This is a genomic window from Janthinobacterium sp. NFX145, from assembly GCF_049810325.1.
GTDB lineage: Bacteria > Pseudomonadota > Gammaproteobacteria > Burkholderiales > Burkholderiaceae_D > Janthinobacterium > Janthinobacterium rivuli.
The window spans coordinates 5,913,228-5,936,037 of the sequence record NZ_CP187360.1 but is presented as its reverse complement, the minus strand read 5'-3'; the positions used below and the strand labels follow the sequence as shown (position 1 = coordinate 5,936,037).

The 22,810-nt window shown below is 64.6% G+C and carries 13 protein-coding genes and 1 riboswitch; of the genes, 3 read left to right on the top strand and 10 right to left on the bottom strand.

All coding sequences use genetic code 11. From position 1 onward, the window contains the following. Positions 1-46: 46 nt before the first annotated feature. The 6 genes from ACPJXG_RS26630 to ACPJXG_RS26605 all read right to left on the bottom strand — a co-directional run bounded on the left by ACPJXG_RS26630 (position 47) and on the right by ACPJXG_RS26605 (position 7,066). Positions 47-1,222 carry a zinc-dependent alcohol dehydrogenase gene (locus tag ACPJXG_RS26630; protein ID WP_425252802.1) on the bottom strand — a complete coding sequence of 392 codons (1,176 nt, stop codon included), beginning with the start codon at positions 1,220-1,222 and terminating at the stop codon, positions 47-49. Continuing rightward, positions 1,219-2,331: an SRPBCC family protein gene (locus ACPJXG_RS26625; protein ID WP_425252801.1), complete on the bottom strand. Its 1,113-nt coding sequence runs from the start codon at positions 2,329-2,331 to the stop codon at positions 1,219-1,221. The genes ACPJXG_RS26630 and ACPJXG_RS26625 overlap by 4 nt, the downstream gene beginning before the upstream one ends. Positions 2,332-2,488: 157 nt before the next feature. Further along, positions 2,489-4,300, bottom strand: coding sequence for a DUF885 domain-containing protein (locus ACPJXG_RS26620; protein WP_425252800.1), 1,812 nt, complete (start codon positions 4,298-4,300; stop codon positions 2,489-2,491). A gap of 134 nt (positions 4,301-4,434) precedes the next feature. Continuing rightward, positions 4,435-5,532 carry a M48 family metallopeptidase gene (locus ACPJXG_RS26615; RefSeq protein ID WP_425252799.1) on the bottom strand — a complete coding sequence of 366 codons (1,098 nt, stop codon included), beginning with the start codon at positions 5,530-5,532 and terminating at the stop codon, positions 4,435-4,437. Further along, a complete protein-coding gene (locus ACPJXG_RS26610; protein ID WP_176387664.1) occupies positions 5,529-6,695 on the bottom strand; it encodes an HPP family protein in 1,167 nt (388 codons plus the stop codon). Before ACPJXG_RS26610 ends, ACPJXG_RS26615 begins: the two co-directional genes overlap by 4 nt. Positions 6,696-6,775: 80 nt before the next feature. Then, positions 6,776-7,066, bottom strand: a complete 291-nt coding sequence (locus ACPJXG_RS26605; protein ID WP_425254794.1) for a DUF3349 domain-containing protein — start codon at positions 7,064-7,066, stop codon at positions 6,776-6,778. 165 nt (positions 7,067-7,231) lie between these two features. On the opposite strand from ACPJXG_RS26605, the gene ACPJXG_RS26600 reads away from it, so the two are divergent. Further along, positions 7,232-7,732 (top strand): thioredoxin family protein, encoded by a 501-nt coding sequence (locus tag ACPJXG_RS26600; protein ID WP_425252798.1) that lies wholly within the window; start codon positions 7,232-7,234, stop codon positions 7,730-7,732. 6 nt (positions 7,733-7,738) lie between these two features. Here ACPJXG_RS26600 and ACPJXG_RS26595 read toward each other — a convergent pair whose 3' ends face one another. Together ACPJXG_RS26595 and ACPJXG_RS26590 are read right to left on the bottom strand one after the other, a co-directional pair. Next, the gene (locus ACPJXG_RS26595; RefSeq protein WP_425252797.1) at positions 7,739-9,715 is read right to left on the bottom strand and encodes a methyl-accepting chemotaxis protein; all 1,977 of its coding nucleotides are present in this window, start codon (positions 9,713-9,715) and stop codon (positions 7,739-7,741) included. 197 nt (positions 9,716-9,912) lie between these two features. Then, positions 9,913-10,410: an Lrp/AsnC family transcriptional regulator gene (locus ACPJXG_RS26590; RefSeq protein ID WP_035823969.1), complete on the bottom strand. Its 498-nt coding sequence runs from the start codon at positions 10,408-10,410 to the stop codon at positions 9,913-9,915. A 153-nt stretch (positions 10,411-10,563) separates the two neighbouring features. On the opposite strand from ACPJXG_RS26590, the gene ACPJXG_RS26585 reads away from it, so the two are divergent. Continuing rightward, positions 10,564-12,591 carry an aminotransferase class V-fold PLP-dependent enzyme gene (locus tag ACPJXG_RS26585; protein WP_425252796.1) on the top strand — a complete coding sequence of 676 codons (2,028 nt, stop codon included), beginning with the start codon at positions 10,564-10,566 and terminating at the stop codon, positions 12,589-12,591. Between the two features lie 393 nt (positions 12,592-12,984). Further along, positions 12,985-21,624 carry a GH36-type glycosyl hydrolase domain-containing protein gene (locus ACPJXG_RS26580; protein WP_425254793.1) on the top strand — a complete coding sequence of 2,880 codons (8,640 nt, stop codon included), beginning with the start codon at positions 12,985-12,987 and terminating at the stop codon, positions 21,622-21,624. Here ACPJXG_RS26580 and ACPJXG_RS26575 read toward each other — a convergent pair. Further along, on the bottom strand, positions 21,621-21,830 hold the full coding sequence (locus ACPJXG_RS26575; RefSeq protein WP_099401272.1) for a hypothetical protein: 210 nt from the start codon (positions 21,828-21,830) through the stop codon (positions 21,621-21,623). The two genes, ACPJXG_RS26580 and ACPJXG_RS26575, sit on opposite strands and share 4 nt — an antisense overlap. Before the next feature lie 113 nt (positions 21,831-21,943). Continuing rightward, a complete protein-coding gene (locus tag ACPJXG_RS26570; protein WP_071325686.1) occupies positions 21,944-22,519 on the bottom strand; it encodes a TMEM165/GDT1 family protein in 576 nt (191 codons plus the stop codon). 8 nt (positions 22,520-22,527) lie between these two features. After that, positions 22,528-22,710, bottom strand: a riboswitch (yybP-ykoY riboswitch). Positions 22,711-22,810: the final 100 nt, after the last annotated feature.

Genomic DNA, 22,810 nt, shown 5'->3' with positions numbered 1-22,810 from the left:
TCGTCTGCCCCGGCCGCGTTGCCTGCCAGCGTGCCTGCCAGTGGGATCAAGGGCCGGGATGCAGCACCACCTTGATGCATTGCTCCTGTTTCTTCTGGAAGATTTCGTAGCCGTGCGGCGCTTCGTCCAGGGTCAAGTGGTGGGAAATGATGGCGCCGGGATCGAGTTCTCCCCGTTGTATCCGTTCCAGCAGCGGTTGCATGTAGCGCTGCACGTGTGTCTGTCCCGTCTTGATGGTCAATGAACGGTTCATGATGGAGCCAAACGGGATCTTGTCGCTGAAGCCGCCATACACCCCCGGCACCGAGACGACGCCGCCGTTGCGGCACGCCATCAAGGCTTCGCGCAGAGCCGTGGGGCGATCCGATTCCAGTTTCATCGTCTGCTTGAGGCGGTCGTAGATATAGCTGATGCCGGAACCGTGCGCTTCCATGCCGACGGCATCGATGCAGGCATCGGGACCCCGTCCTCCCGTCATTTCCCGCAGCGCATCGGGCACGTCCACCGCATCGAAATGCAGGGTTTCCGCACCGGCCAGTTCGCGTGCCATGCGCAGGCGTTCCGGGTAATGGTCGATGGCGATGACGCGTTCGGCACCGAGCAGGAAAGCGCTCTGGATGGCGAACTGTCCCACCGGGCCGCAACCCCACACGGCCACCACCTGTCCTGGCGTGATGGCGCAGGCTTCGGCCGCCATGTAGCCGGTCGGCAGTATGTCCGAGAGGAACAGCACCTGTTCATCCTTGAGCTCGTCCGGCACCTTGATGGGGCCGACGTCGGCAAACGGCACGCGCACATATTCGGCCTGGCCGCCCGCGTAGCCGCCCGTCAAATGGGAATAGCCAAAGATGCCCGCGCCCGAGTGGCCCCACATCTTTTCCGCCATGTAGGCATTGGGATTGGAATTCTCGCACACCGAGTACAGCTGTTGTTCGCAAAAGAAGCAGCGTCCGCAGGCAATGGGAAACGGCACCACCACCCGATCTCCCACCCTGAGCTTGCGTACCGCGGAGCCCGTTTCCACCACTTCGCCCATGAACTCATGGCCGAGGATATCGCCCTGCTCCATGGTCGGCACGACGCCATTGTAAAGGTGCAAGTCGGAGCCGCAGATGGCCGTGGAACTGACTTTGATGATGGCGTCGCCGGGATTGAGGATGGCGGGATCGGGCACCTGTTCGATCCGTACGTCGCGCTTGCCGTGCCAGCAATTGGCTTTCATGACACACCTCCGTTTGCTTGCGGCCGAGGGGCCGGTGCCGTGCCGCCAGCCTTGTGCAGCAAGCGCGTCTTGAAACTGCGCTTTCCCGACGGCTGGCCCTCGGTGGTGCTGACCTCGCCCGTTTCCATCCACTGCTTGAAGCGGCGCAAGGTGGTTTCGATCTGGTAGGCGGGCGCCTGGCTGAACAGGCCGGCCACGGCAGTGCCCACCTTGCCGGCCGGTGGTTGCATGTGCAGCTGCATGGTCACCACGGTGCCGCGTCCGTCGGGTGCGGGCGACAGTTCCAGCGCTCCTGTTTCGGCATGGTTTTCCGCCGCGCGCCAGCGCATGCCCTGGCCCGGACGCTCTTGCGTCAGTTCGCCTATCCATACGCCTTCGACGCTGTTCCAGCGCGAGCGGTGCGCATCGATTACCTGTACCGATTGCAGGCCCGGCATGAAGCGGGGCAGGTTTTCCAGGTCGCGCCAGGCGCGGTAGCAATCGTCGGCGGAACGGTTGACGATGACGCTCTTTTGCAGCGCCAGCCCCGCTTCGCCGGGCGCGGGCAATTCGCTCAGCTTGCGTGGCGCCAGTTGTGCGCTGGCGATATAGTCGATGGCCGTCACGCCCACCACCACGGCTGCCGTCGCCGCCAGGCGCGTGCGCGCATTGCGCCGGCTGGCCATGGCCACACCCAGCAGCGACAGATCCATGGCGTCGCCGGCGATGCGCGACCAGCGCCATGCCGGCCGGGTTTCTCCGCGCAGCAAGGCCACGCCGCAAGCCATTTCGCGCAAGCCGATGGCGCGTATCCAGACAGACGAGACGCCGCGCAAGCCGCTGGCCCGCGCCAGGCCCTGCGGCGCCACCAACTGGGCCAGGCCCAGGCCGATGCTGAGCCAGCCAAGTGCCCTGATCATGGCATGGTTGCCGTGCGCGGTAGCGTCGGGAATGTGCCGCTGCGGCCGTCCATCGGCCTGGCCGTGCGCACTCGTGTAATGAAGAATGGCGTCGTGTCCATGCCCATGTCCATTCCCGGACGAGCCGGATGTTTCCGCTGGCATTTCTGACTGCTGCCGCCACGTTGGCGGACGCGCCGTGGCGCCATCGCTGATGTCTTCGTTTTGCATGCTGCCTCCCTTCTGTGTATGGGAATTAGGCAGCATGATCTGGTACGCGTTCCGGCAGGCGTGAGCGAGATGCGCTGGATCTGTGCCAGATCAAATATCGGCACGAAAAAAACGGCAGCCCGGACTGGCGCTGCCGCTATTGCGGGAGGGGCTTAATTTACTTCTGCTGGGCGATCCACCGGTCGACCTTGGCTTCCAGCAGTTTCAGTGGCAGGGTGCCGTCGCTCAGCACGACTTCGTGGAACTTCGGCAGGCTGAACTTGTCGCCCAGCGCCTGCTGTGCGCGCTGGCGCAGTTCGACGATCTTCAGCGAACCGATCTTGTAGCCCAGCGCCTGGCCCGGCCACGCCATGTAGCGTTCCGTCTCGCTTTTCGCCACGGCGTCATAGCCGAGGGTATCGCGCATGTACTTGATTGTCTGCTCACGCGTCCAGCCCTTGGTGTGCAAGCCCGTGTCGACCACCAGGCGCACGGCGCGCAGCATCTCGTCATTCAAGTGGCCGAAATACTGGGCCGGATCCTCGAACAGCCCCATTTCCTTGCCCAGGGTTTCCGCATACAGGGCCCAGCCTTCCGTGAAGGCATTGTTGCCGCCGAAGCGGCGGAAGTTCGGCAAGTCCATCTCTTGCACCAGCGCCAGATGGAAATGGTGGCCCGGTTTACCTTCGTGCAGGAACAGGGTGGTCATGCCCGTGTCGCCATACAGTTTCGGATCCGTGACGACGGACCAGAACACGCCGGGACGCGAACCGTCGGCGGCCGGCGCCGTGTAGTGGTCGGCGGCCGTGTCGCGGCTCAGTTCAGGTTCCAGGCGCAAGTCCAGCGGCGCCTTCGGCACCAGGGTGAACAGGGCTGGCAATTTGCTGTCCAGCAGCACGTTCAGCTTGCGATAGACGTCGAGCACTTCCTGTTCCGTCTTGAACGGGCGGAATTTTTCCTGCTGCGACACCCACACGGGCAAGCCAGCGGCCGGGCCGTTGTAGCCCATCTTCGGGCCCACGATCGCATATTGTTCCTGGATGCGCGCCACTTCCTTCAGGCCGATGGTGTGGATCTGCTCCGGTTTCAAATCCGTGGTGGTGCTGCTGGCCACGCGCGCCTGGTACCAGGCAGCCCCATCGGGCAGGGCGCTCCAGCCGCTGCTCGCGCGGCTGGCTGGCAGGTAATCGCGTTCCATGAAGGTGGACAGGCGCTGCAGCGCAGGCATCAGCTTGGCTTCGATGATGACGGTGTAGGTTTGCGTCAGGCGCGCCTTGTCCGCAGCGGAAAAGCTGGCCGGCAGGTTCTTGATGGGCGTGTAATACACGCTGTCTTGCGGCGTGGCGCTGACGAGTTTCTTGAATTGCGGCAGGGCCGATTCCGTCAGCGCCTTCGGCAGCACGATGCCTTTTTGCATGCCGACGCGCATATTGGCGATGGCCTGGTCTATCCAGCCCGGCAACTGGCCGATACGGCTCAGGTAAGCGTCATACTCCTTGACGGTGGTCAAAGGCTGCGATGCCTCGCCGCCCGCATAATTGGCCAGGGTGACGGGCATGCTGTCCATCTGGTTCAGTGGCAGCAGGTATTCGGGGAAGCGCTCGAAGCTCAGCGCCGTCGCCAGTTCATAGTCGAGGATATCGTAGTTGATCTGGTCCTGGTGCGACAGCTGCGCGCGGGCAATGCCGCGCAGGGTCTTCTGGTACTGGCGGTACAGCGCGAACTGTTTGGCGCGCGCGGCAGGCACGATGGCTGAACCGAGCTGGTCGTCAAAACGGTTGTCGCCGCTCTCGGTGGCATTGATCGGCTCGAAACGGGCCAGCGCATCGTAGTACTGATCGGCCACGACCTGCAACCGCTGCTTGGCTTGCGGCGCGCTGACGGCCACGCTTTTGGCTGCGGACTGGGCCGCTTGCGCCATGGGCGCATGGGCGAGCAACAGGGAGATGGCCAGGGTGCCGAGGGTGCCGGCGGCAAAACGATGCTTCATGCGCGAGGTCCTTTGTAAGGAGGGTATGAACGGAGGCGTTGTGGGTCGGGGTGGCCGGTCGCGATGGAGCAGCCGGGGCGTAAGCATACGCCATTGCCCAGTACGTTTGGATAAATTGTGCGGGAGGAATGTTGCTATTTTGCCGTAGGCGGCAAGGCTGCTTTCATCGCTTGCCAGTGGCTGCTGGTCAAGGGAAGGCAGGCAGAGCACGGCGTGGCGGCGATCAGGCTGCGGATCTGCTGCGCGCGCGCCGCCGTTTGCGGGTGCGAAGAAATCCAGTCGGGCACCTTGGCCTTGTCCTTGTCATCGAGCTTCTGGAAAAAGCTGAGCATGCCGTCGGGGCGGATATGTGCGCGCTGCAAGGCGAGCAAACCGAGGCGGTCCGCCTCTTCTTCCATGTCGCGGCTGAAATACAAGGTGCCGGCCTGGTGCGCCAGCATGGCGGCCACGGCGCTGATGTCGCCGATGGTCACGCCTACCAGGGCGCCCCAGCCCAGGCTGCTGATCATTTGCCGCAGCGAATGGCGCTGTTCCACGTGCTGCACTTCATGCGCCAGCACGCCGGCCAGTTCGCCCGGATCGGCTGCCTGACGCAGCAAGCCTGTATGCACGACGATGATGCCGCCGGGCATGGCAAACGCGTTGACCGTGTCGTCCTGCTTGACCAACCAGCGGTACTGGTAGCGCGAGCCGGCCGTCAGCTTGCGGCCGATTTCCTGCACCGTCTGCTGCGCCACGCCGCTTTCGCTGATGCCGCCCTGCGCGCGCACTTGCGCCAGGGCCAGTTCGCCCAGCTGTTTTTCCGTCGACAAGGGGATCCATCCCGCCAGCGCGCCGACGGCATTGCCGCCTTGCCACCACAGCAGGGCGGCCGCGACGATGGTCGCGCCCGTCAAGCCGGCCAGCCAGCCCGACACTTGTCGCCGGTTGCGCTGGCGCTCGCCCCACAGGCGTTGCAGTTGCGGCTGCAGCGCGGCCGGCGCTTCGCGCAAGACGATGGCGATGTCGCTCGCGGTCAGCGGTTTCAGCGACGCTTGCCGGCCATGTTCGTCGAGCCAGTTCAGGAACAGTTCCGGTCCGTCGACACCGCCCACGCTGACGACCAGTTGCGCCACATCGACGCCATGGCCGGGCGCATCGATGGCCAACTGCGCGCCGAAAAAATGCGCGCTGACGGCCGTGCCGGCCGGGCCGCCATCGGGGCCGGTCAGCAGTGCCTGGAATGGCGTCATGCGGCGGCCTCGGCAAAGCGGCTTTCGTACAGGGCCGCCATCAGGTCGGACTGGCTGATGATGCCGGCCAGGCGCTCTTCATCGTCGAGGATGGGAATATGGTGGTAGCCGGCGTCGGCCATTAGCGGCACGAGATCGATGATGGGCGTGCCCAGGCGCGCCGTGTGCGGCGACGGCGTCATCAGCTGGCCCACCACTTCCGGCTTGTCGCTGTGGGACAGACCGCTGCGTTGCAGCAGGCCGCGCAGGCGCTGGCGCATGCCCTGATAATCGTCGAGGCCGCCATGGCGCAGGAAATCCGTCTGCGTGATGATGCCGATGACGCGGCGCGCCCGGTTCAGCACGGGCAGGGCGCCCACTTGGTGCTCGCGCATGGTGCGCCAGGCCACATCGAGCGGCGTGCCGAATTCCACGCTGAGCACGTCCTTCGACATGATGTCGGCGCAGGTGACGACGCCGAAGCGGCGCTGGTAGGCGCGCATTTCCGTCTGCAGGAAGATCGCTTGCAAATCGTCGCGGCTGATGTCGAGCACTTCGCTGTGCTGGCGCAGGACGGCATCGAGGTCGTCCGGCGAAAAGCCGAGGCGGTTGCTGGGCACGTCATCCTTGGTGGCGTGCGGATGCGGCGCCACCAGTTGCTGGATGTGCGGGTAGCGGCGTCCCGTCAGGTTGTTGTACAGCACGGCGCAAGCGACCAGCACGGCGGAATTGAACAGCACGGTGATGAAGACGAATTCAAAGCCGGCCGCATGCACGCTGGCGCCGCCAACGACGGTGGTGAGCGCCACGGCGCCGCCCGGCGGATGCAAACAGCGCAGGGCAAACATGGCGCCGATGGCCAGGCAGGCGGCCAGCGCCGCCACGCCCACGCTCGATCCCAGCCATTTCACGCAGGCCATGCCGACCAGGCCGGAGACGACATTGCCGCCCACCACGGACCACGGTTGTGCCAGCGGGCTGGCCGGCAGGCAGAACAGCAGCACGGCCGAAGCGCCCATGGGCGCGATCAGGTAGACGCTGGCACTGTCGGGGGCCAGCAGGAAATGGCAGATGAGTCCCGTCAGCAGCAAGCCGCAGATGGCGCCCGCGCAGGCGCGCAATTGTTCGCGGCGGCTGCCGTTGTTCGGTTGCGGCAGCCAGCGTGCCAGGAAAGAAGTCGTCATGGGGGAGGGCGCGTTCGGGCCGCGTTGCTCAGTCTGAGCCCGATATTATCCCATGCGTTCCATTTCGCTGCCTGCGGGCATTAATCCTCGGCGCAGACGGCATGCAAGCCGTGTTGTTCCAGCAAGCTCCTGGCAGCTGCCACGGCGGACGGCGCCGGCTTGCTGCTGGCGCAGGCATAGATGTCATTGAGGACCGTCGCCGCATCCTTGTGCGTGACGGCGGCCATCAGCTCGGCCAGGTTGCGGTCGGAAAAGTGTTCGTACAACAGGGCCAGCACGGGGGCATACGCCGTGTCTGGCATGCCGCCGGGATAGGCGCTGCGCAGCATGCGTGCGGCGCCGGACAAAGTCGGGGGCAGGGTATCTGGCATGCTCAAGCGGCTACTCCTTGTTGGCGCTGATACGTGCTTATACGTTTTCCGCATAAGCACAGTGCAATTAAATGGTGGATATTTCCTACAGGTACGCATATTCTAGACAATCACACTAGCTGACAGCTGTTCAGCTGGTCCCCACGATTTCTCTCAGGAGCCCGCATGCGCTTTTCTATTTTCCTTGCCAGCCTGCTGCTTGCCGGCACCGCCATGGCCGCCGCGCCAACGCCGAGCAACCCCGTCGCCACGCCGCACTTGCCGTACAACGCGGCAGCCGACGCCAAGGCCGACGTGGCCCGCGCGCTGGCCGAAGCGAAGGCGGCCCACGTGCCTGTCTTGCTGATCTTTGGCGCCAACTGGTGCGAGGATTGCCGCGCGCTAGACAAGGCCTTGAAGGAAGGCAAGAACGCCGAGTTGATGCAGCAGCAGTTCAAGGTCGTCAAGGTCGACGTGGGTAACTTCGACCATAACCTGGACGTGGCCCAAGCCTATGGCAATCCGCTCAAGAAAGGCATCCCGGCTGCCGTGCTCGTATCGAGCGACAATAATCAAGTGCTGTACGCCACCAAGGGCGGCGAACTTGCGAATGCGCGCCGCATGAGCGAGAGCGGCATTTATGATTTCTTCAAACAAGCGGCCAGCGTGAAAGCGCCGGCGATTTAATCCCCTTTAAAACTCTTCCCACGCATCGCTGGCCGGCGCTGCCGGGCGCGATGGCGTGGGCAGTCTGGGCTGGTGCGCCGGTTGCCGGGGCTGGGGCTGCGCCGCATGCCCGGATTCTTCCAGCTTGAACACGCTGACTACTTGCGCCAGCCGGCCGGCCTGATCCTGCAAGGACTGGGCCGCCGCCGCCGCTTCTTCCACGAGGGCCGCGTTTTGCTGGGTGGCGTCATCCATCTGCGTCACTGTGGCATTGACTTGCGCGATGCCCTGGCTTTGTTCCTGGCTGGCCGAAGCGATCTCTCCCATCAGGTCGGCGACTCTTTGCACGGAGACGACGATGTCCTGCATGGTGGCGCCGGCCGAGTCGACCAGCTTGCTGCCCGCTTCCACCTTGCTGCCCGAATCGACGATCAAGTCCTTGATTTCCTTGGCCGCCTGGCTTGACCTCTGTGCCAGATTGCGCACCTCGGTTGCCACCACGGCAAAGCCGCGCCCCTGTTCGCCCGCGCGGGCCGCCTCGACGGCAGCGTTCAGGGCGAGGATATTGGTTTGGAAGGCAATCCCGTCGATCACGCCGATAATATCGGCGATCTTGCGTGAACTTTCCGTAATCGCACCCATCGTCTGCACCACTTGGCCCACCACTTCACCACCCTTGACGGCGTGGTTCGAGGCCGACACCACCAGCTGATTGGCCTGGCGCGCATTGTCCGCGTTCTGTTTCACAGTCGACGTCAGTTCGTCCATGGCCGCCGCCGTCTCTTCCAGGCTCGACGCCTGGGCTTCCGTGCGCGCCGACAAGTCCAGGTTGCCCGACGCGATCTGGCTCGATGCGCTCGCAATGGCACCGGTACTGTCGCGAACTTCGCGTATCGTCACGTTCAGCGACGCGACGAAGCGGTTGAAGGCGGCAGCCAGCGCGCCGACCTCGTCTTCCGATTCGACGGGCATGCGGCGGCTCAGGTCGCCATTGCCGCTGGCGATTTCGCTGAGCATGTCGGCCGCCCGCGCGACGGGGCCGGCAATGGCGCGGCTGATGACATAGATGATGCACAGGGCGATGCCGCCGCCGACGAGGCCGGCGATCAGGGCGGCGATCAGGGCCGAACGCGTGACGTTGCCCAACACTTCCGCTTCCGGCACTTCGGCCATCACATACAAATTCAATTCCGGCACGAAAGAGGCGGCCACGAGCTGCTTGCCGGTCGGCGCCGCATAACTGGCATAGGCGTATTTGTTGCCGGTCAGCAGAGTCTTGCTCAATGCTTCATTAAAGCCGGGCAAGTCCTTCAATTGATGCTTGCCGTCGGCCAGGGCCGGATCGCGGTGGATCAGCAGGTTGCCGTCGGCGCGTACCAGGTAGACATGGCCCGTCTGGCCGACCTTGTAGCTGCGGATGGTCTCGGCCATGGCGTCGACGCTCAGGCCCATGCCGGCAATGACGGCCTTGCCGCCGGCCGTCTGGCCCCTTGCGTTCAGGAACAGCATGAAACTGCCCGAGGCCGGATCGCGGTCCAGATTGATCGTGTGCTGTTTGTTTTCATCGAGCATGCTGAAGAACCAGTGATCGGCTGGCAGCTGCTTGTCCAGCGTACGGATCAGGCCCGCATCGGTCATGTACCTGGACGCCGCTTGTGAACTCCAGCTGACGACGGCCGCCTTGTTTTTTTCCTTGAGCATGCGGGCATAGCGCTGGAACGTGACCAGGCCGTTTTCCGCCAGGTCCGCATCTTCCCAGTCTTGCAGGAAGACATCATTGGCCATCGTCTGCACCACCGATAGCGGCTGGCTGATCTGGCGCAGCACGTCGTTGCGGATCTCGCCCACCTGGGCCGGCAGTTCCTGGCCAACGACGCGTTCGCGCACATAGTCGCTGCTCATGCGCACGCTGAGGAAAGAGGAAATGCCCATGAACAGCAGCAGGCATAAGCCCATGCTGAACATCAATTTTTTCTGAATGGAGAGGTGACGAAGCAGATGCATGGGCGACCCTGGGAATGGGCCCGCGCGCCTGGCAGAGGGTGCCGGACATGCACAGGCAAGTGCGCAGTATAGCGACCGATAGGGTGGCGATATGGGGAGAATGCCGTATTTAATTGATGAGCGTTGCTGTGCGGCAACGATTGCAGGATATTAATATGCGCGACTTTCATGCGCATCCGTACTGCGCGGAAAAACGTTCAGGCAGGCAAGCCGTGAGCGATCAATTCCAGCGGCAATTCCGTGCTGCACTTGATTTGTTCCATGGAGAAGGCGGACGACACGCCCGTCAATTGCACGGCCTTGATGAGCTTTTTATAAAACGTGTCGTAGCCTTTGATGTCGGTCGTGACGACTTTCAGCAGGTAGTCGATGTCGCCGCTCATGCGGTGAAATTCCTGTACTTCGGGCAAGACGATGACGGCGGCGGCGAAGCGGCGCAGCCATTTTTCATCGTGCTGTCCCGTGCGCACGCTGACGAAGACGGTCACGGGCAAGCCCACTTTTTGCCGGTTGACGATGGCCACGCGGCTCTCGATATAGCCCTCTTCCTCCAGGCGCTTGACCCGCTTCCAGCACGGCGTGCTGGACAAGCCGATCTTCTCGCTGAGGGCGGCGATCGACAAGGTGCCGTCCTGCTGCAGGGCGGCGAGGATGGCGCAGTCGAATTTGTCAAGCTGAGTACTTGGTGAATTCATTTTGCTATTCCGTGTTTTGTGGCATGTACATGCTGCATGGTACCTTGTTTGCAGCATTTTTTGGCATATCTTCACGGGGGCAGGCCGGTAGACTATTCATATGTCCCAGCCGCCTGCGCTGCCCCCTTTTTATAGAATAGTCAGACTGCCATCATGAAAGAAATCTACCTCGACAGCAATGCCACCACCTGCGTGCTGCCCGCCGCCGTTGCCGCCGCCCGGCAAGCGATGGAGCAGGGCTATGGCAATCCCAGCAGCACCCACGCGACGGGGTTGCAGGCCAAGGCCATGATGGATGGCGTGCGCCGGCGCGCCAGCGGCTTGCTGGGCGTGGGCGACGGCCGCCTGATGTTCAACAGCGGCGCCACCGAAGGCATCCAGACGGCCGTGCTGTCGGCCCTGTGCGCGCTGCGCGAACGGCGCGCTGCGGGCAAGCGCATCGGCAGCCTGCTGCTGTATGGCGCGACCGAGCACAAGGCCGTGCCGGAAAGCCTGGCGCACTGGAACCGGCTGTTGGGCCTGGGCCTGGAAGTGCGCAAGCTGCCCGTCGATGCGCAGGGACGCCACGATCTGCAGGCGCTCGATGCGCTGATCGGCGACGCCGCCATGCTGTGCACGATGGCGGCGAATAATGAAACGGGCGTCGTCAGCGATTTGTCCGCCATCGCCCAGCTGCTGCAGGAGCGCGGCGCCGATGCCTACTGGATGGTCGATTGCGTGCAGGCGCTGGGCAAGCTGAAACTGAACCTGGCCGCCACGCGCATCGATTACGCGCCGTTTTCCGGCCACAAGCTGTATGCGCCCAAGGGCATCGGCATGCTGTATGTGCGCGCCGGCGCGCCGTTTACGCCCTTGATGATGGGCGGCGGCCAGGAAGCGGGCTTGCGCTCGGGCACGGAAAACATGGCCGGCATCGCCGCCCTGGGCGCCGTGCTGGCCGCGCTCGACGATGGCAAGACCTTCCGCAGCCACGCCGACCTGGCCGCGTTCCGCGAGCAGTTGGTGGCCAGCCTGGAACGCGCTTTCCCCGGCATCGTGTTCAATATGCCGTTCGACTTGTCGTTGTCGACGACGCTCAATTTTTCCGTACCGGGCCTGTCGTCGAAAGAATTGCTGGACCTGTTCGACGCGGCGCGCGTGCGCGTCAGCTCGGGCAGCGCCTGTTCCGCCGCCAAAGCGCTCCCCAGTTATGTTCTGGAAGCGATGCACGTGCCGCAATGGCGCGCCAGCTCGGCCATCCGTTTGTCGTTCGGCCCGCTGATCGACGCGGCGACCATTACGGCCGCCTGCGCGCGCATCGAGCGCTGTGGTGAAGCGCTGCGCAGCAGCTGTTTGCTGCCGTCGGCGCTGGCGCCATCGCCACAGGATGGCGTGATTCAGCTCAGCGTCGATGGCCAGTGCACCTGGCTGCTCAGCGACGCTGCCAGCGCCAGTTGCGTCGTCATCGACCCTGTCGCCGCGCTCGTGCCGCGCCTGGCCGCCTTCATCCGCTGCCAGCACCTGGCCTTGCGCGCCATCGTGCACACGACGGCGCCAGCCGACCATGGCGTGGCGCGCCTGGCCTTGCTGCAGGAACTCGAGATCGAACAAGTCGGTCACGTCGATATCGATGGTGAGCTGGCACTGGGCCAGCAGCGTTTGCGCCGCATCGAATGCGGTGATAACCATGTGTATGTGCTGGAGCAGCGCTTCGCCTTCATCGGCACCCTGGCGCCCGACGCCTTGACGCCCTTGCTGGATGCGGCGCTGCTGACGCCAGACACCGTGCTGTGCGCGTCAGGCGACGACGGCAGTATTTGCGGCACCGTGCACAGCGTGCAGGACGGTAGCGTGCCGTCCGCCGAACTCCAGCTCGATGCGGCCGCCTTGCCCGCCTTTCTGCGTCAGCATCCCGATGCCATCCTCGTCGACGTACGCGAAGCGTATGAACACGCGGCGTGCGCCGCCACGGTATTCGAGGGTTGCGAGGTGCGCAGCGTACCGCTGAGCCGCCTGGCGGGACAGGTGGCCGCATGGCTGCAGCAACCGCAGCGCCCGCTGGTCTTTTTCTGCCGCAGCGGCAACCGCAGCGCGCGCGCCAGCGCCTGCCTGCGCCGCCTCGGTCATGGCGCCGCATGGCAACTGAACGGCGGCATGGCGATGGCGGAAGCGACGCGCCACCCGCTGGCCATCGCTGCCTGAGCGGCTTGAACTTTCTTCCTTGAAATATTGCACCGTGCCATCTTTGGCACGGTGCACGCTATTCGTTTCCTTGCGGCATTTTTTCACTGTCCAGTCCGCGAATTTCTTTGCCGACACGCTGCCAAAGCGCCAGCTATGTACGCTAGCGCACGGTCTTGCCTGCGTCGCCCTCCTACGATGAAGTTCAGAAAATCTCCCTATACCCTGAGATTCGTCGCAACGCTCCGGCGCTTCGCTTTCCGTCTTCGCCAGTGTCCGATCGTGTTCTTCCAGACTGGGCCCGCGTGACGGTGGCCGCTGGTTGCCTGCGCGCACCTAGCGAGGCCCAAGTTGAAAGAGTACACAGCAGTTGTCACGCAGCAGATCAAGGAACAGATTTCCAAAGTTAAAGAAATCTTCCGCGACCACTCCCTTGCACCGGACACCTTCGACGCCGCGCGCGACGATGCCTTGCCCCTGCGTTCCGAATTATTCAGCGCCATGCAGATGGCCGCCCACGGCAAGCACGTGGCCGCCGGCCATGCGGTAGGGCGGCATCACGGCCGCGACCGCCTGCTGGCGCGCCTGGCCGACAATGCGGCCCTGATCACGGCCACCGTCAACGAGCTGACGGCGACCGTCAAAAGCGGACGCCAGGTCACGCCCGCCTCGGAATGGCTGCTCGATAATTTCTATCTGATCGAAGAGCAGATCCGCACCACGCGGCGCCACTTGCCGAAGAACTACAGCAAGGAGTTGCCACGGCTGAGCTCCGGTGCGGACGCGGGCTGTCCGCGCGTGTATAAAATTGCGCTGGAAATCATCTCGCACGGCGATGGCAGGGTCGACCTGGAAAACCTGTGCCACTTCGTCGAGGCTTACCAGGACGTGGCCACCCTGACCCTGGGCGAACTGTGGGCCGTGCCCATCATGCTGCGCCTGGCCCTGATCGAAAACCTGCGCCGCGTCGCCGTGCGCGTGGCCGACGACCGCATGCAGCGCGACCTGGCCAACACCTGGGCCGACCAGATGACGGAGATCGCCGAGCGCAATCCCAGCGGCTTGATCCTGCTGGTGGCCGACATGGCCCGTTCGAATCCGCCGATGACCAGCGCTTTCGTGGCCGAATTGTCGCGCCGCCTGCAGGGACAAAGTTCCTCGCTGACCCTGGCGCTGTCGTGGCTGACGCACAAGCTGGCCGAGTCGGGCCTCACCATCGAGCAGCAGATCCAGTCCGAGATCGGGCAGCAGGCGGCCGACCAGGTGTCGATCGCCAACAGCATCGGCAGCTTGCGTTTTCTCGGCACCATGGATTGGCAGGAATTCGTTGAGACCATGAGCGTGGTCGAGCAAACCTTGCGCCTCGATCCGGCCGGCACCTATGGCTTGATGGATTTCGCCACGCGCGACAGCTACCGCCACGCCATCGAACGCATCGCCAAACGCAGCGCGCGCAGCGAAGTGGAAGTGGCCGAGATGGTGGTGCAGCTGGCGCACACGCACGGCAACGGCAATGACGCGCGCCGCGGCCACATCGGCTTTTATCTGGTGGGCCGCGGCGTGCTGGTGCTGGAAAAACAGGCTGGCGCCAGGCTGCCGTTTGTCGAGGCGCTGCAGCATACGGCGCGCGCCGCGCCGCTGGCCGTCTACCTGGGCGCCATCTGCTTCCTGAGCCTGGCGACGAGCGCCTTGCTGCTCGAGCGCGCCGTGCGCCATGGCGTGCAGGGCTGGCCCCTGGCGGCGCTGGGCGCGCTGGCGCTGCTGGGCAGCAGCCAGCTGTCTGTCGCCGTGGTGAACTGGCTGGCGACCCTGATGACGTCGCCGCATCCGCTGCCGCGCATGGATTACCAGGCCGGCATTCCGTCCGATGCGCGCGGCATCGTCGTCGTGCCGACCCTGATCTACAGCAAGGACAACGTGGCGGCCCTGTGCGAGGCGCTGGAAGTGCGCTATCTCGCCAACCGCGACCCGAACCTGCGTTTCTGCCTGCTGACGGACTTCGTCGACGCCGAGGCGCAAACGATGCCCGGCGATGAAGCCCTGCTGCGCCAGGCGCAGGAGACCATCCGCGCCCTGAACGAGAAGTACCGCGTGGAGGGCGTCGAGTTCAAGGAAAACGGCGACCCGGCCGACCCCGAGGAGCTGGGCCATGTGGGGCCGTTCCTGCTGCTGCACCGTCCGCGCCTGTGGAATTCGCAGCAGAATGCGTGGATGGGGCAGGAGCGCAAGCGCGGCAAATTGTCCGACCTGCACGCGTTCCTGCGCGGCGGCGCGCGCGACAAATTCTCGCTGGTGGAAGGCGAGTTGCGCGGCCTGCGCACGATCAAATACGTGATCACGCTCGACACGGATACGCAGCTGCCGCGCGACGCGGCGCGCGAATTCATCGCCACCATGATGCACCCGCTGAACCGCCCCGTGCTGGACGCTGCCGGCACGCGCGTGGTGGCCGGCTACGGCATCCTGCAGCCGCGCGTGGCCGTGGCGCTACCCAGCGCAAACGCCTCGCGCTACGAGCTGCTGTGCGGCGGCGAACCGGGCATCGACCCCTACACGCGCACCGTCTCGGATTTGTACCAGGACGTGTTTTATGAAGGCTCGTTCATCGGCAAGGGCATCTACGATCTCGACATGTTCGAGCGCGTGCTGGGCCAGCGCCTGCCCGACAATAAAATCCTCAGCCACGATCTGCTGGAAGGCTGTTATTTGCGCGCGGGCCTCTTGAGCGACTCGCAGCTGTATGAAGAATATCCGGCACGCTACGACGCCGACGTGAGCCGCCGCCAGCGCTGGATCCGCGGCGACTGGCAGCTGATCGGCTGGTTGCTGGGCCGCGTGCCGGGCCGTGCCGGCAAGCGCGAACGCAATCCCTTGTCGATGCTGTCGCGCTGGAAGCTGTTCGACAACCTGCGCCGCAGCGTCGTGGCGCCCGCCACTACTGTGTCGCTGCTGCTGGTGTGGGGCTTTTTGCCGCACGTGGCCTTCTGGAGCGCGGCCGTGCTGGCCATCATCTTCCTGCCGCCCGTTTTTTCGGCCCTGTACGATCTGCTGCGCAAACCGCGCGACACCTTGTGGCGCCAGCACCTGGCCGCCTTCGAGCGGCGCTGCGGCGTGCAGTTTTCGCACGCCATGCTGACCCTCGTCTTCCTGCCGTACGAAGCGTGGATCAGCCTGGACGCCATCGTCCGCACCCTGTGGCGCCTGGGCGTGTCGCACAAGCATTTGCTCGACTGGCGTGCCTCGAACCTGCATGTATCGTCAGGTTCGCAAGCCGACAGCTGGCGCGCCATGTGGTGCTCGCCCGCGCTGGCGCTGGCCACCTTCGGCGCCTTGCTCTACTGGCGCCCGGAAGCCTTGCCGGCCGCCGCCGTGGTGCTGTTGTTGTGGCTGGCCGCACCCGCCATCGCCTGGTGGATCAGCCGCCCCATCGAGCGGGCCGTGGCGCGTTTGTCGGCCGAGCAGGGACGTTTTTTGCACGGCGTGGCGCGCAAGACCTGGGCGTATTTCGACACCTTCGTCGGGCCGGACGATCACTGGCTGCCGCCCGATAACATGCAGGAGCATCCGAACCTGGTGGTGGCGCACCGCACCTCGCCGACGAATATCGGCCTGGCCCTGCTGGCCAACCTGACGGCCTACGATTTCGGCTACCTCACCCTGGGCCAGTTGATCGAGCGCAGCCGCGCCACCCTGCATAGCATGGGCGAGCTGGAACGCTTCCAGGGCCATTTCTATAACTGGTACGACACGCAAACGCTCAAGGCGCTGCAGCCGATGTATATCTCGACCGTCGACAGCGGCAACCTGGCCGGCCATCTGCTGACCTTGCAGCCGGGCCTGGTGGAACTGTACGACACTCCCATCATCGGCGTGCAGATCGTGCAGGGCATCCGCACGACGGCGCAGGTGCTGCAGGAATTCATCGCCGCCGAAGGCGAGGGCAAGGCCATACGCGAGAGCATGACCCTGCTGCAGGCAGCGGCCGCGCCCGCCAGCCTGGCCGAATGGCATGCCTATCTCGCCGCCGCGAATGGCGCGGCCGACGCGCTGCTGTCGCTGACCTTGCAAAGCGAGGATGGCGAGCTGTCCATGTGGGCGGGAGCCTTGGCGCGCCAGTGCCGCGCGGCGCTGGCCGAGTTGCTGCAACTGGCGCCGTGGGCGGCGCACGCGGGCGTCGATGCGACGCTGATGCGCGTGCCGACCCTGCGCGAACTGGCCAACCTGGAAGCGCCGGAAGGCACGCCGCCCGAACTGGCGATGTTGCTGGCGCAGGGCCGCGAACAGGCGGGCCGCCACATGCGCGACATCGCCCACGCGGCGGGCCAGGCGCGTGACTTCGCGCAGATTGAATATGGCTTCCTGTACAACCCGGCGACAAAACTGCTGGCCATCGGCTACAACGTCAGCGAACGGCGCCTGGACCCCAGCTACTACGACTTATTGGCTTCCGAAGTGCGCCTGGCCAGCTTCATCGCCATCGCCCAGGGCCAGCTGCCGCAGGAGCACTGGTTCGCCCTGGGCCGCCAGCTGTGCATGGTGGCTGGCCAGCCCGTGCTGCTGTCCTGGAGCGGCTCGATGTTCGAGTACCTGATGCCGCTGCTGGTGATGCCGAACTACCCGAATACCCTGCTTGACCAGACCTACCACTCCGTCATCGAGGCGCAGATCGATTACGGGCGCCAGCGCGATGTGCCGTGGGGGATTTCCGAGTCCGGCTACAACACGGTCGACGCCAGTTTGAACTATCAGTACCGCGCCTTTGGCGTGCCGGGGCTGGGCCTGAAGCGTGGCCTGGCCGACGACCTGGTGGTGGCGCCATATGCCAGCATGATGGGCCTGATGGTGCAGCCGGAAGCGTCGTGCCAGAACCTGCAGCGCATGCAGGCGGCCGGCTACATGGGCCGCTACGGCTTTTTTGAAGCCATCGATTTCACCACGGCGCGCCTGCCGCGCGGGCAGGGCAGCGCCATCATCCGCTCCTTCATGGTGCACCACCAGGGCATGGGTTTTCTGGCCCTCAGCTATTTGCTGCATGACCGCCCGATGCAGCGGCGTTTCGAGTCCGATCCGCTGCTGCAATCGGCCTTGCTGGTGCTGCAGGAACGCACGCCGCAGGCCGGCGCGTTTTACTCGAACACGGCCGAACTGGCGGTGCTGCGCAGCGGCGCGCCCGAGCAGGCCATGCCGATGCGTATCCTCACGCAAGCCAACAGCGCCGTGCCGGAAACGCAGCTGCTGTCGAATGGCCGCTACCACGTCATGGTGAGCAATGCGGGCGGCAGCTACAGCCGCTGGAAAGACCTGTCCGTGACGCGCTGGCGCGAAGACAGCACGCGTGATAACTGGGGCAATTTCTGCTACCTGCGCGACCTCGATAACGGCGCAGTCTGGTCCACCATGTACCAGCCCACCCTGGCCGAACCGAAGAAATACGAAGTGATTTTTTCCGAAGGGCGGGCCGAGTTCCGCCGCGCCGACCATGGCCTCGACCTGTACACGGAAATCGTCGTCTCGCCCGAGGACGACATTGAAATCCGCCGCACGCGCATCAGCAATAATTCGAACCGCCAGCGGCGCATCGAGATCACCAGCTTTGCCGAAGTGGTGATGGCGCCGGCGGCGGCCGACGCGGCCCATCCCGCGTTCAGCAAGCTGTTCGTGCAGACGGAAATCCTCGCGCATGAAAAGGCGATTCTATGCACGCGCCGGCCCCGCTCGAAAGAGGAGCAGATGCCGTGGCTGCTGCATGTGATGACCGTGCACGATATCGAGCGCTACGAAGTATCGTTCGAGACGGACCGCGCGCGCTTCATCGGTCGCGGCAACACGGCGCAGCTGCCGCAGGCGCTGCAGGAAGGTGGCCCGCTCAGTGGCGGCCAAGGCTCCGTGCTCGACCCCATCGTGGCCATCCGTTACGTCATCACGCTCGAACCCGACCAAGCTGTGACGGTCGACAGCGTGACAGGCATGGTGGAGCAGCGCGAGGCGGCCCTGCACCTGATCGACAAATACCAGGACCGCCACCTGGCCGACCGCGTGTTCGAGCTGGCCTGGACGCACAGCCAGGTGGTGCTGCGCCAGTTGAATGCCAGCGAAGCGGACGCGCAGCTGTATGCGCGCCTGGCCAACGCCGTAATCTATCCGAATGCGGCCCTGCGCGCCGAGGCCAGCATCCTGATCAAGAACCAGCGCGGCCAGTCCGGCCTGTGGGCGTATGCCATTTCCGGCGACTTGCCCATCGTGCTGCTGCAGATACGCGACGCGGCCAATATCGAACTGGCGCGCCAGATGGTGCAGGCGCACGCCTACTGGCGCCTGAAGGGATTGATCGTCGACCTGGTGATCTGGTACGAAGAACAGTCGGGCTACCGCCAGCTGCTGCACGACCAGATCATGGGCCTGATCGCCTCGGGCATCGACGCGCAGGCGATCGACCGCCCGGGCGGCATTTTCGTGCGCCTGGCCGAGCAGATCGCCAACGAAGACCGCATCTTGCTGCAATCGGTGGCGCGCGCCATCATCAGCGACTTGCGCGGCACCCTGGCCGAGCAGGTCAAGCGTCCACCGAGCCCCGTGCTGCGCATGCCGCCGCTGCTGCAGGATCCGGCCCGCGAACAGGGCGGCGTGCCGCACCGCGCGCCAGAGCGCGCGCTGATCCTGGAAAATGGCCTCGGTGGTTTCACACCCGATGGGCGCGAATACGTGATCACCACGGCAGAAGGCAAGCAGACGCCGGCGCCGTGGTCGAACGTGCTGGCCAATGCGCAATTCGGCACGGTGGTGTCGGAAGCGGGGCAGGCATATACGTGGAGCGAGAATGCGCATGAATTCCGCCTCACGCCATGGCAGAACGACCCTGTCTCCGACCTGTCCGGCGAAGCGTTTTATGTGCGTGACGAGCAAAGCGGCCAGTTCTGGTCGCCCTCGTCGTTGCCCGCGCGCGGGAGCGGCGATTACGTGACGCGCCACGGCTTCGGCTACAGCGTGTTTGAACATAGCGAAGGCGGCATCGCCACAGAATTGTGCACCTATGTGGCGCTCGATGCGGCCGTCAAATATTCGGTGATCAAGGTGCGCAACGACAGCGGCGTGCCGCGCCGCCTGTCCGTCACCGGTTATGTGGAATGGGTGATGGCCGACTTGCGCGCCAAGTCCGGCATGCACGTGGCCACCGAGGTCGACACGATCAGCGGCGCCCTGTTTGCGCGCAATAACTACAACACGGAGTTTTCGGGCCGCGTCGGCTTTTTTAATACCGACGCGAGCATCCGCTCCATCACCTGCGACCGCAATGAATTCATCGGCCGCAATGGCAGCCTGGCGCAGCCGGCGGCGCTGCGCCGCGTGCGCCTGTCCGGCAAGGCGGGCACGGGGCTGGACCAGTGTGCCGCCATCCAGGTGCCGTTCGAACTGCAGCCGGGACAGGAGCGCGAAATCGTCTTCATCCTCGGCGTGGGCGGGCGCCGCAATGCCGACGCCAGCACCATGGTGCAGCGCCATGCGGGCAAGGAAGCGGCGCGCAGTGCGCTCGACGCGGTGCGCGCGCACTGGGACAGCACCCTGGGCGCCGTGCGCATCGAAACGCCCGATCCGTCGCTCGACGTGATCGCCAATGGCTGGCTGATGTACCAGACCATCGCCTGCCGTCTGTGGGCGCGCAGCGGCTATTACCAGTCGGGCGGCGCCTACGGTTTCCGCGACCAGTTGCAAGATGCGATGGCGATGATACACACGGCGCCGCAGCTGCTGCGCAAGCATTTATTGCTGTGCGCGGCGCACCAGTTTGTCGAGGGCGACGTGCAGCACTGGTGGCATCCGCCGTCGGACCGGGGCGTGCGCACGCACTGCTCCGACGATTACCTGTGGCTGCCGCTGGCCGCCTGCCGTTATGTGATCGCCACGGGCGACGTCAACGTGCTGTCGGAAGTGGCGCCCTTCATCGAGGGGCGTGCCGTCAAGCCGGAAGAGGATTCGTATTACGACTTGCCCGTGCGTTCGGGCGAGTCGGCCGACCTGTACGAGCATTGCGTGCGCGCCATCCGCCATGGCCTGCGCCTGGGCGTGCACGGTTTGCCGTTGATGGGTTCCTGCGACTGGAACGACGGCATGGACAAGGTGGGCGAACATGGCAAGGGCGAGAGCGTGTGGCTGGCCTTCTTCTTGTACGAAGTGCTGCAGCGCTTTGCCGAAGTGGCCCTGCTGCGCGGCGACGCCGCGTTTGCCCAGTTCTGCCGCGACGAAGCCGTGAAACTGGCGGCCAACGTCGAGGAACATGCGTGGGATGGCGAGTGGTACCGGCGCGCGTATTTCGATGACGGCACGCCACTGGGATCGCACACCAACGAGGAATGCCAGATCGATTCGATTTCGCAAAGCTGGGGCGTGCTGTCGGGCGCCGCCAACAAGGAGCGCGTGGCCGGCGCCATGCGCCAGGTCGATGCGCGCCTGGTGCGCCGCTGGCCTGGCACAGACCTTGGCGTGATCCAACTGCTCGATCCGCCGTTCGACAAGGCCGACCTGAATCCCGGCTACATCCGCGGCTATGTGCCCGGTGTGCGCGAGAACGGCGGCCAGTACACGCATGCGGCCATCTGGACGGCGATGGCGTTTGCCCGCATGGGCGATGGTGAAAAGGCGTGGGAATTGCTGCGTATGATCAGTCCCGTGCGCCATGGCGCTGATGCGCAGGCGGTGGCGCGCTACAAGGTGGAACCGTATGTGGTGACGGCCGACGTGTATGCCGTCGCGCCGCACGTGGGACGCGGCGGCTGGAGCTGGTACACGGGATCGTCGGGCTGGCTGTACCGGCTGATCGTCGAATCCCTGCTGGGCTTGACGCGCGAAGCGAACGTGCTGCGCATGGCGCCGACCATGCCGGCCGAGTGGCGCAGCTTCAAGCTGCATTACCGCTTCGGCGCCAGCAGCTATGCCATCACGGTGGAGCAGGCACAGGGGCGCCCTGCGGGCTTGTCGCTCGATGGCGTGGCGCAGCAGGGCAACAGCATCGCCCTGCGCGACGAGGGCCGCGAGTATGCGGTGCTGCTGCTGGTCTAGTCTTGCCAGGTGTCGTCATCGGGACGGCGCCGGCCAAGCAGCAGGATCAGGCCGGCGCCGAGCAGCAACAGGTCGCGCGTGCGCACTTCGGGTGCGGACTGCGTTGCCGTCTGAGAGGGGGAGCTCACGGGTGTCGCCATGGCGGCGGGGAACTGGCTTGCGCAGGCGGCCAGGCACAGCGCCGCCACTTTTCCATTTAACTGCATAGATTCCTCAAGAAAGCGCGCCGACCGTTCGGAATCGGCGCGCCGGTATTCATGTCCGCGACATTGTAATTATGAACATGAATATTGTAAATGAGAAATTATATAAAGCTGCCTCAGAAGCCCAGGGCTGCACCCGCGCCCAGCAGGGTCGCCACGCCCAGCACGGCAAACACCAGCGCCGCGATGCCGTGCACGAGGCGCAGCGACACGCGGTTGGCGATCCTGTCACCCAGGTAGACGGCCGGCACATTGGCCAGCATCATGCCGAAAGTGGTACCCAGCACGACAGAATAAATATCGTGATAGCGCGCCGCCAGCGCCACGGTCGCCACCTGCGTCTTGTCGCCCATTTCCGCCATGAAGAAGGCGATCAGGGTGGTCAGGAAGACGCCGTACTTGGCCAGCTTCGTTTCGTCTTCATCGAGCTTGTCGGGGATCAGGGTCCAGGCGGCCATGGCGAGGAACGATACGCCGAGCACCCAGCGCAGCACGTCCGGCCCCAGCATGCTGGTGATCCAGGCGCCGACGGCGGCGGCAAACGCGTGATTGGCGATGGTGGCGACGAAAATGGCCAGCACGATGGGCAAGGGCTTGCGGAATTTGGCGGCCAGCAGAAAGGCCAGGAGTTGGGTTTTGTCGCCGATTTCAGCGAGACCGACGATGCCGGTGGAGATGAGGAATGCTTCCATGAGATTGCAAGAGGTACACGGGCCGGACGAATTAACCAATGATCCACGGGCGACTCCGGCCCATGCGGCCGCCCTGGATCAATGGTCTCGTCAAGTTTTTCAACCACCTGCACCATGGCCTGCGGGCCAATCATGTTGATACAGGTTCCCGCGGCGTGACCGCGGGACGACTACTCCCCAATGTTCGAGGCGCATCATACGCCTATGCCTGCGCCGGCGCCAGTGCTGCCAGGGCACGGCGCCACCTGGTGTGTGGGACTTCGACAACAATGATCGATTTGAAAACAGACT